We start from the raw sequence: 7847 nt of genomic DNA on the forward strand, positions 1-7847 counted from the left end.
CGGCCTCGGCATGGCGGGCCCCCGGGGGGTCGCCCATGCCCTTGCGCACCCTTACATTGTATGGTAGGTTCCCCAGCACTTCATGGCTTGAGCTTCGATCTCCCATCACAGCGCCACCTCTGGAGACCTCATGCGCGACTCCCGACTGATCATCAACCGGTGCCAGGCCGTTGCCGCCCATGGCAAGCGCTGCCGGCAGACCCCCTACATGACCAGCAGCTTCTGCTGGCACCACACGGCCCGGGCCGACCGCGAGGCGTTGCGCGCGCAGTCGATGCGCGGGGACGAGCACTCCAAGGAACTCGCCGAGCGCATCGTCACGGCCGATCTCTCGCGCGAGCAGATCGCCCGCATCGAAGGCGTCCTGGCCGCGGAGTCCGCCGCCTAGCTACTCCCACTGAATGCTGGGCCCTCAGCAGCGGAACCATTGAGCGGGAGAAATCACTCCCACTCGATGGTTCCGGGGGGCTTGCTGGTGACATCCAGCAGCACCCGGTTCACGCCCGGCACCTCGTTGATGACGCGGCTCGAGATCTTCTCGATGAGGTCGTAGGGGAGTCGCGCCCAGTCGGCGGTCATGGCATCGTCGGACGTGACCGCGCGGATGACGATGGGGTACGCGTAGGTGCGGCTGTCGCCCTGCACGCCCACCGAGCGCACGGCCGGCAGCACCGCGAACGACTGCCACAGGTCGCGGTAGAGGCCCGCCAGGCGGATCTCCTCCTGCAGGATGAAGTCGGCCTGGCGCAGGATGTCCAGCCGCTCGGCCGTGACCTCGCCGATGATGCGAATCGCCAGGCCCGGCCCCGGGAACGGCTGGCGCCACACCATGCGCTCGGGCTGCCCGAGCTCCTCCCCCACGAGGCGCACCTCGTCCTTGAACAGCTGGCGCAGGGGCTCGACGAGCTCCATCTCCATGTCGTCGGGCAGGCCGCCGACGTTGTGGTGGCTCTTGATCGTGGCCGCGTTGGTGCCGCCGCCCGACTCGATGACGTCGCTGTAGAGGGTGCCCTGCACCAGGAACTTCTCGTTGCCGAGCTTCGCGGCCTCGGCGTCGAAGGTGCTGATGAACTCGGCGCCGATGATCTTGCGCTTCTGCTCGGGGTCCGAGACGCCCGCGAGCGCGCCGAGGAACATGTCGGATGCGTCGACATGGACGAGCGGAATGTTGTAGGCCTCGCGGAACAGCCGCACCACCTGGTCAGCCTCGTTGAGGCGCATCAGGCCATGATCGACGAAGATGCAGGTGAGCTGGGCGCCGATGGCCTCATGGATCAGCACCGCGGTGACCGCCGAGTCAACACCGCCCGAAAGGCCGCAGATGACCCGCTCAAGGCCCACCTGCTTCCTGATCTTGTGGATCATCTCGGTCCTGAAATGCGCCATCGACCAGTCGCCCTTGCAGCCGCAGATATCCAGCGCGAAATTGGCGAGCAGCCTGGCGCCGTCCGGCGTGTGGACGACCTCCATGTGGAACTGGGTGGCGTAGAACTGGCGGCGCTCATCGGCGATCGCCGCGAAGGGAGCACCCTCCGAAGCCGCCACCACGCGGAAGCCTTCCGGTATGGCGGTGACACGGTCGCCGTGGCTCATCCACACCTGGTGGCGCTCGCCCGGCTGCCAGACACCGTCGAACAGCGCGCAAGCTGCCTTCACCTCGACAAAGGCCTTGCCAAACTCGCGGTTGTCAGAGGCCTCCACCTTGCCGCCGAGCTGGGCGCACATGGTCTGCTCGCCGTAGCAGATGCCGAGCACCGGCACGCCGCGGCTGAACACCCGCTCCGGCGCGCGCGGGCTACCGCCCTCATGCACCGAGGCGGGGCCGCCGGAGAGAATGATGCCCTTAAGGCCCGGCCAGTCCAGCGCCGCCTCCGCCGACTGGAAGGGCACGATCTCCGAGTAGACCCCCGCCTCGCGGATGCGCCGGGCGATGAGCTGGGTAACCTGGGAGCCGAAATCGACGATGAGGATGCGGTCTTGCATGGCGGGTCCATAAGCAAGAGCGCTTGAGTCCGCAAGATGCGGGGCGGCTTCTCCTATTTCAGGCTGACGATGTAGTCCGCCAGCGCCTCGACATCGGCCTGCGGCAGCTTGGAGAGATTGGTTTGCACCGCCCCCATGCCACCCGACGACATGTTCTCATAGCCGAGCATCTCGCCGTTCTGGAAAGCCAGCGTGAGGTCGGCGGCGTCCTTGTATTTGCCGCGGCCCACGAGATCGCGCAGCGAAGGCACCTTGCCCTGGCCCTCGGGGTGCGGGCCGCCGGCGAACTGGCGGCTCATATCCGGCACCATGAAGACATTGCGCGGGGTATGGCATTCATTGCAGTGACCCGGCGCATTGGCGATGTAGGCGCCGCGGTTCCAGCTGGCGCTCTGCGCCGGGTCCGGCTGCCAGGGCGTGGTGTCGAGGCCGAGGTGCTTCCATAGCCCGACGCCGCGGCGGAGCAGCCAGGGGGCGGGAATCTCGGCGGGTTTTTCAGGTGACACCACGGGCTGAAGGGTCGCGAGATAGGCGCGGATGTCCAGTACATCCTCGGTCTTCATGCGGGCATAGGAGGTGTAGGGAAAGGCGGGGATCAGATGCTGGCCCTCCGGCGAAAGCCCGCGTTGCACCGCGTTTACGAATTCAAGATCGGTCCATTTGCCGATCCCGGTTTCCGGGTCGGGGGTCAGATTGGGCGGGTAGAATACGCCCACTGGCGTCTTCAAGGCCATGCCGCCCGCGGGCAGCGACTGGTCTGCGTCCTTCAGCTCGGGGCCTGGCTTGTGGCAGGAGAAGCAGCCGGCGGCATTGTACATGATCTTGCCATTGGCCACATCCGGCGTGTGCGCGGGGATGGCGCCTTCAGACACGGGATTGGGGGCGCTCAGCACCCAGGCTCCCGAACCCCCGGCCAGAGCCATGACAGCACATACCATCAGAAATCGTCGCAGCGTCGCCATCGTCATACCCGCCAACTGTCTAGTCGCTTCTAGCCTAGCCGGCGGCCAGGTCCCACAACAGCTTTAGGTTGAGGCAGATAATCAAAACAGCAATGACCGCCGCCATCAGGGTGAGCCAGGCGGGCGCGGCGAGCCCGCCCATCTTCGCCCTGTCGCGGGTGAACAGGACAAGCGGCACGATGGCGAACGGCAGCTGGAAGGCCAGAATGACCTGGCTCAGGATCAACAGCATGCCGGTGCCTTCCGCACCGTAATAGAGGGTCACCAGCGCGGCGGGCACGATCGCCACCATGCGGGTGACAAGCCGCCGGAGCCAGGCGGGAAGCCGGATGTCGAGGAAGCCTTCCATGACGATCTGACCCGCCATGGTGGCGGTCACCGTGGAATTGAGCCCGCAGCACAGAAGCGCGATGGCGAACAGCTTCGGCGCCAGGAGCGAGCCCACCAGCGGCGCCAGCATGGCATGCGCCTCGCCGATCTCGGTGACACCCGTGTGCCCGCCGGCGTGGAAGGTGGCGGCGGCCAGAATCAGGATCGAGGCGTTCACAAGCAGCGCGAACATCAACGCCGCCGTCGAATCCCAGGTGGCGAAGCGCAGCGCCTCCTGCTTCTCCCGCAGGGTTTCGCCATAGGCCCTGGTCTGCACGATGCCGGACTGGAGATAGAGATTGTGCGGCATCACGGTGGCCCCGATGATGCCCAGCGCCAGATAGAGCATGGCGGGGTTCCCGACGATCTCGGTGGTCGGCGCAAAGCCGCGGATCACCTGCCCCCAGTCGGGGTCGGACAGCGCGATCTGGATCAGGAAACAGATGAAGATGACGCCGAGCAGCGTGATGATGAAGGCTTCGATCCAGCGGAAGCCCAGGCGCTGCAGCCAGAGAATCAGGAATACGTCGAGCGCGGTGATCAATACGCCGAGTTCCAGCGGAATGCCGAACAAGAGGTTGAGGCCGATGGCGGTGCCCACCACTTCGGCAATGTCAGTGGCGATGATGGCGATTTCCGCAAACAGCCAGAGGACCAGCGCCACTGGCCGCGAAAAGGCGTCGCGGCAGGCCTGCGCCAGGTCGCGGCCCGATCCGATGGCCAGCCGCGAACAGAGCGACTGCAGGAAGATGGCCATGATGTTGGAGAGCAGCGCCACGCTCAAGAGCACGTAGCCAAACTGCGCGCCGCCGGCGATGGACGTGGCCCAGTTTCCGGGGTCCATATAGCCCACCGCGACCAGAAAGCCCGGCCCTGCGAAGGCCATCGCCCGGCGCCATGTGGACGCGTTCTCCGCCACGCGCACGGTGCGGAACATGTCAGCCAGCGGCGGCTCGCCACGCGCCCGCCGCCAGCCCGCCGCGGAGGCGGAATTGTCACTCATGCGAGGAAGTTTAGCATTGGCTAAACCTAATGCAATGGGCTAGCATCCTCAAAGAGCAGGGAGTTTCATCGTGGCGCAGCGCGCGAAGAGACCGGGCGCGGCGAAGATCCGCTCCACCGCCTTCCGCCGCATCCGGTCCGATCACCAGTCGGAACTGGCGCAGGACTATGTGGAACTGATCGCCGACCTGATCGACGAGACGGGCGAGGCCCGCGGGTCCGACGTGGCCCTCCGCCTGGGGGTGGCCAATGCGACGGTGGTGAAAACGCTGAGGCGCCTGCAGGATGCGGGGCTGGTGACGCAGGAACCCTATCGGGCCATTTTCCTGACCGGGGAAGGCTGGAAAATGGCCGAGGACGGCCGCCGCAAGCACAAGATCGTCGAGAGCTTCCTCCTGGCGCTGGGCGTCTCCACCGATACTGCCCGCATCGATTCCGAAGGGATCGAGCACCATGTGAGCGACGAAACCTTGCGCGCCATGGCGCGTTTTCTTGCGCGCGGACGCCTGGGGCTTAAGCCATCTTCCTGATGACGGCGGCGAAGAAGCCGTCGGTGCCGTGGCGGGCTGGCGTCAGCAGCAGGGTGGTTTCCGCGCCATCCGCCGAGGCGGGCGCATCGCCTTCGATGGCATGCCCCCATTGCTCCCGGTAAGGAACAATGACAGCGCCCGGCTGGCGCGCAAGGAAGCCCGCGATCTGATCGGTGTTCTCTTCGGGCAACACCGAGCAGGTAATGTAGAGGACCATGCCGCCTGGCCTCGCAAGATCGAAACCGCGATCCAGGAGAAGCGCCTGCTCCTTCAGCCGCTGCTGCAGCAGTTTCGGGTTGAAACGCCATTTGGCATCAGGCTTCCGCCGCCATGAGCCAGACCCGGAACAGGGTGCGTCGATGACCACGCAATCGAACGGCGCGGCGGCGTCGAGCTTGCCCTTGTCCTGCGCCGAGATCACCTCGCAGTTAGTCACCCCAGCCCGCGTGAGGCGCTCGAAGATTGGCCGCAGCCGAAAACGGTCAAGATCATGCGCGACAAGCCTTCCCTGGTTCCGCATCATCGCGGCGAGCGCCAGCGTCTTGCCGCCAGCTCCGGCGCAGATGTCGGCCACCGCCATGCCGGGGCCCACGCCGGACAACAGCGCCGCCACCTGCGAGCCCGCGTCCTGCACCTCATACCAGCCGAGTCCGTGAGCGGGCTCCGCCTCGACATTGGCGTTGCGCGTCTCAGGTCCGGGCGGCGATATCCGCACGGCGAGCGGCGACCACGGGCCTTCCACCGCGCCAAAACGCGCCAGCGCCTCCAGCACCTGCGGCCGCGTGGCCTTCAGCGTGTTGACGCGGAGATCGACCGGCGCACGCGATGCCAGGGCCGCCCCCTCCTCCGCGGCGCGAAGGCCAAAGGCGCGCACATAGGATGGCGCCAGCCACTCCGGTATATCGCCCGCCACATGCAGGGGCAGATCTACGGGCGCTGGCCGCTGAAGCGCCGCAAGCTCCGCTCCGGTGAGCGCGCCGGGACCGTGCGGTTCCTCCGCCGTGGCGGCAATGGCGTCCGGTGACAGGCCCCACACATCATGCAGCGCCGCCAGGGCGAGGGCGCGCGGCGTTTCGGCGCCCATGCGCTGGCGCAGCGAATTGCGCCGCCGCAACACATCATAGACCAGCGTGCCGATGGCATGGCGGTCGGTCGAACCGGCGAAACGATGCGCCTTGCCCCAGTCCTTCAGCGCATCCGAGGCCGGACAGTGGCGCTCGATGATGGCGGCAAGCGCGTCGATGGCCGCCGAGACCCGGCCCGCAAGACGCATGATCTAGCCGGTCACATAGAGACGCAGTGCAAACCACGCCCACATCGCGGCCACGGCCATAAGGCTCACGACGAACCCATAGAACCGCCGCATCACATTGTTGCTGCCGGTATGAACAAGGCTGTGCGCGATACGGCCCACGACGAAGGCCCAGCCGAGCACCACCGACCCGATGTCCGCCAATTGGGTGATGAGCAATAGCGGCAGCACCGCATAGAAAAGCATCGGCACCTGAAATTGGTTGTCATAGTTGTTGGCGAATTTGCGCACGTCGTCCGGCCAGCGGGTGTTATCGAGTGCGATCTCCGCGATCCTGGCGCGGCCAGCGCGTATGGCGCCGGTGCGGGCGCGGCCCATGCGAAAGCCAAGCAGCATCACCCAGGCGACATGGATGAAGGCCGGCAGCAGCAGCCATTGCACGATGGTCATGGCTGCCTCCCTATCCCTGACGCTGGTAGTTGGGGGCCTCGCGCGTGATCATCACGTCATGCACGTGGCTCTCGCGCATGCCGGCCGAGGTGATGCGGATGAACTGGGCCTTGTTGCGGAGTTCCGCCAGATCGGCGGCGCCGACATAGCCCATGGCCGCGCGCAAGCCGCCGACCAGCTGGTGCAGCACGGCGCCGGCAGGACCCTTGTAGGGGACCTGGCCCTCGATTCCCTCCGGCACCAGCTTGAGGCTGTCCTTAACCTCCTGCTGGAAATAGCGGTCGGCGGAGCCGCGCGCCATGGCCCCCACCGAGCCCATGCCGCGATAGGCTTTGTAGCTGCGGCCGTTATAAAGATAGACCTCGCCGGGGCTTTCATCGGTGCCGGCCAGCAAGGAGCCGATCATCGCCACTTCGGCACCCGCCGCCAGCGCCTTGGCAAGATCGCCCGAGAGCTTGATGCCGCCATCGGCGATCACCGGCACATCCTGGCGGGCCCCCTCTTCCGCGCATTCCATGATGGCCGAGAGCTGCGGCACGCCGACACCGGCCACGACGCGCGTGGTGCAGATCGACCCCGGTCCGATGCCGATCTTCACGGCATCCGCGCCGGCGTCGATCAGCGCCTTCACCGCCTCTGCCGTGGCGACATTGCCGGCCACAATCTGGAGGCTGTTGGAGAGCTTCTTGAGACGCGTCACCTGCCGGATGACATTCTCCGAATGGCCATGGGCGGTGTCGACCACGATCAAATCCGCCCCGGCATCGACCAGCATTGCGGCACGTTCGAACCCGGCATCGCCGGTGCCGGTTGCCGCGCCAACAAGCAGGCGCTGGTGTTCGTCCTTGGCGGCCAGCGGATGGTCGGCCGCCTTCTCCATGTCGTTGACGGTTATGAGGCCGACGCATTTGTAGTCATCATCGACAACAATCAGCTTCTCGATACGGTATTTGTGAAGCAGGCGCTTGGCCTCCTGCCGGTCAACACCGGCCTTGACGGTGACGAGGTTGTCACTGGTCATCAGGGCCGCGACCTTCATGTTGAGATCGGTCGCGAAGCGCACATCGCGGTTGGTGATGATACCTGCGAGCCGGCCCGAAGCATCGACCACCGGAATACCCGAAATCCGGTGCCGTTCCTTGAGCGCCAGCACATCGCCCAGCGTCGCGTCCGGCGCAATGGTGATCGGGTTCACCACCATGCCGGTTTCGAAGCGCTTGACCTGCCGGACATGCTCGGCCTGCTCATGGGGCTCGAGATTCTTGTGGATGATGCCGAGCCCGCCAGCCTGCGCCATGG

At 66.1% G+C, this 7847-nt stretch carries 8 protein-coding genes; 2 read left to right on the top strand and 6 right to left on the bottom strand.

The window, feature by feature from the left end:
* The first annotated feature begins 130 nt into the window (after positions 1-130).
* Positions 131-388 (top strand): hypothetical protein, encoded by a 258-nt coding sequence (locus ACKOED_RS15820; RefSeq protein ID WP_408917589.1) that lies wholly within the window; start codon positions 131-133, stop codon positions 386-388.
* Between the two features lie 53 nt (positions 389-441).
* On the opposite strand, the gene guaA is transcribed toward ACKOED_RS15820, so the two are convergent.
* The 3 genes from guaA to ACKOED_RS15835 form a co-directional block, all read right to left on the bottom strand.
* Positions 442-1983, bottom strand: a complete 1542-nt coding sequence (guaA, locus tag ACKOED_RS15825) for a glutamine-hydrolyzing GMP synthase (protein ID WP_408917590.1) — start codon at positions 1981-1983, stop codon at positions 442-444.
* Positions 1984-2036: 53 nt separating this feature from the next.
* Positions 2037-2876 (bottom strand): c-type cytochrome, encoded by an 840-nt coding sequence (locus ACKOED_RS15830; RefSeq protein WP_408917591.1) that lies wholly within the window; start codon positions 2874-2876, stop codon positions 2037-2039.
* Between the two features lie 103 nt (positions 2877-2979).
* Positions 2980-4317 (bottom strand): Nramp family divalent metal transporter, encoded by a 1338-nt coding sequence (locus ACKOED_RS15835; protein WP_408917592.1) that lies wholly within the window; start codon positions 4315-4317, stop codon positions 2980-2982.
* A gap of 70 nt (positions 4318-4387) precedes the next feature.
* On the opposite strand from ACKOED_RS15835, the gene mntR reads away from it, so the two are divergent.
* On the top strand, positions 4388-4846 hold the full coding sequence (mntR, locus tag ACKOED_RS15840) for a manganese-binding transcriptional regulator MntR (RefSeq protein WP_408917593.1): 459 nt from the start codon (positions 4388-4390) through the stop codon (positions 4844-4846).
* On the opposite strand, the gene ACKOED_RS15845 is transcribed toward mntR, so the two are convergent.
* The 3 genes from ACKOED_RS15845 to guaB all read right to left on the bottom strand — a co-directional run.
* Positions 4830-6119: an RsmB/NOP family class I SAM-dependent RNA methyltransferase gene (locus ACKOED_RS15845; protein ID WP_408917594.1), complete on the bottom strand. Its 1290-nt coding sequence runs from the start codon at positions 6117-6119 to the stop codon at positions 4830-4832. The genes mntR and ACKOED_RS15845 overlap by 17 nt on opposite strands.
* A 3-nt stretch (positions 6120-6122) precedes the next feature.
* On the bottom strand, positions 6123-6548 hold the full coding sequence (locus tag ACKOED_RS15850; RefSeq protein WP_408917595.1) for an MAPEG family protein: 426 nt from the start codon (positions 6546-6548) through the stop codon (positions 6123-6125).
* Positions 6549-6558: 10 nt separating this feature from the next.
* The coding region (gene guaB, locus ACKOED_RS15855) for an IMP dehydrogenase (RefSeq protein WP_408917597.1) at positions 6559-7847 on the bottom strand (1289 nt) is incomplete at its 5' end.

The sequence above is a fragment of the Aestuariivirga sp. genome, from assembly GCF_046093005.1.
Lineage (GTDB): Bacteria > Pseudomonadota > Alphaproteobacteria > Rhizobiales > Aestuariivirgaceae > Aestuariivirga.

Coding starts and splice junctions, on each gene's coding strand:
- ACKOED_RS15820 (WP_408917589.1), top strand. CDS start 131: ATGCGCGACTCCCGACTGATCATCAACCGGTGCCAGGCCGTTGCCGCC.
- guaA (WP_408917590.1), bottom strand. CDS start 1,983: ATGCAAGACCGCATCCTCATCGTCGATTTCGGCTCCCAGGTTACCCAG.
- ACKOED_RS15835 (WP_408917592.1), bottom strand. CDS start 4,317: ATGAGTGACAATTCCGCCTCCGCGGCGGGCTGGCGGCGGGCGCGTGGC.
- ACKOED_RS15845 (WP_408917594.1), bottom strand. CDS start 6,119: ATGCGTCTTGCGGGCCGGGTCTCGGCGGCCATCGACGCGCTTGCCGCC.
- ACKOED_RS15850 (WP_408917595.1), bottom strand. CDS start 6,548: ATGACCATCGTGCAATGGCTGCTGCTGCCGGCCTTCATCCATGTCGCC.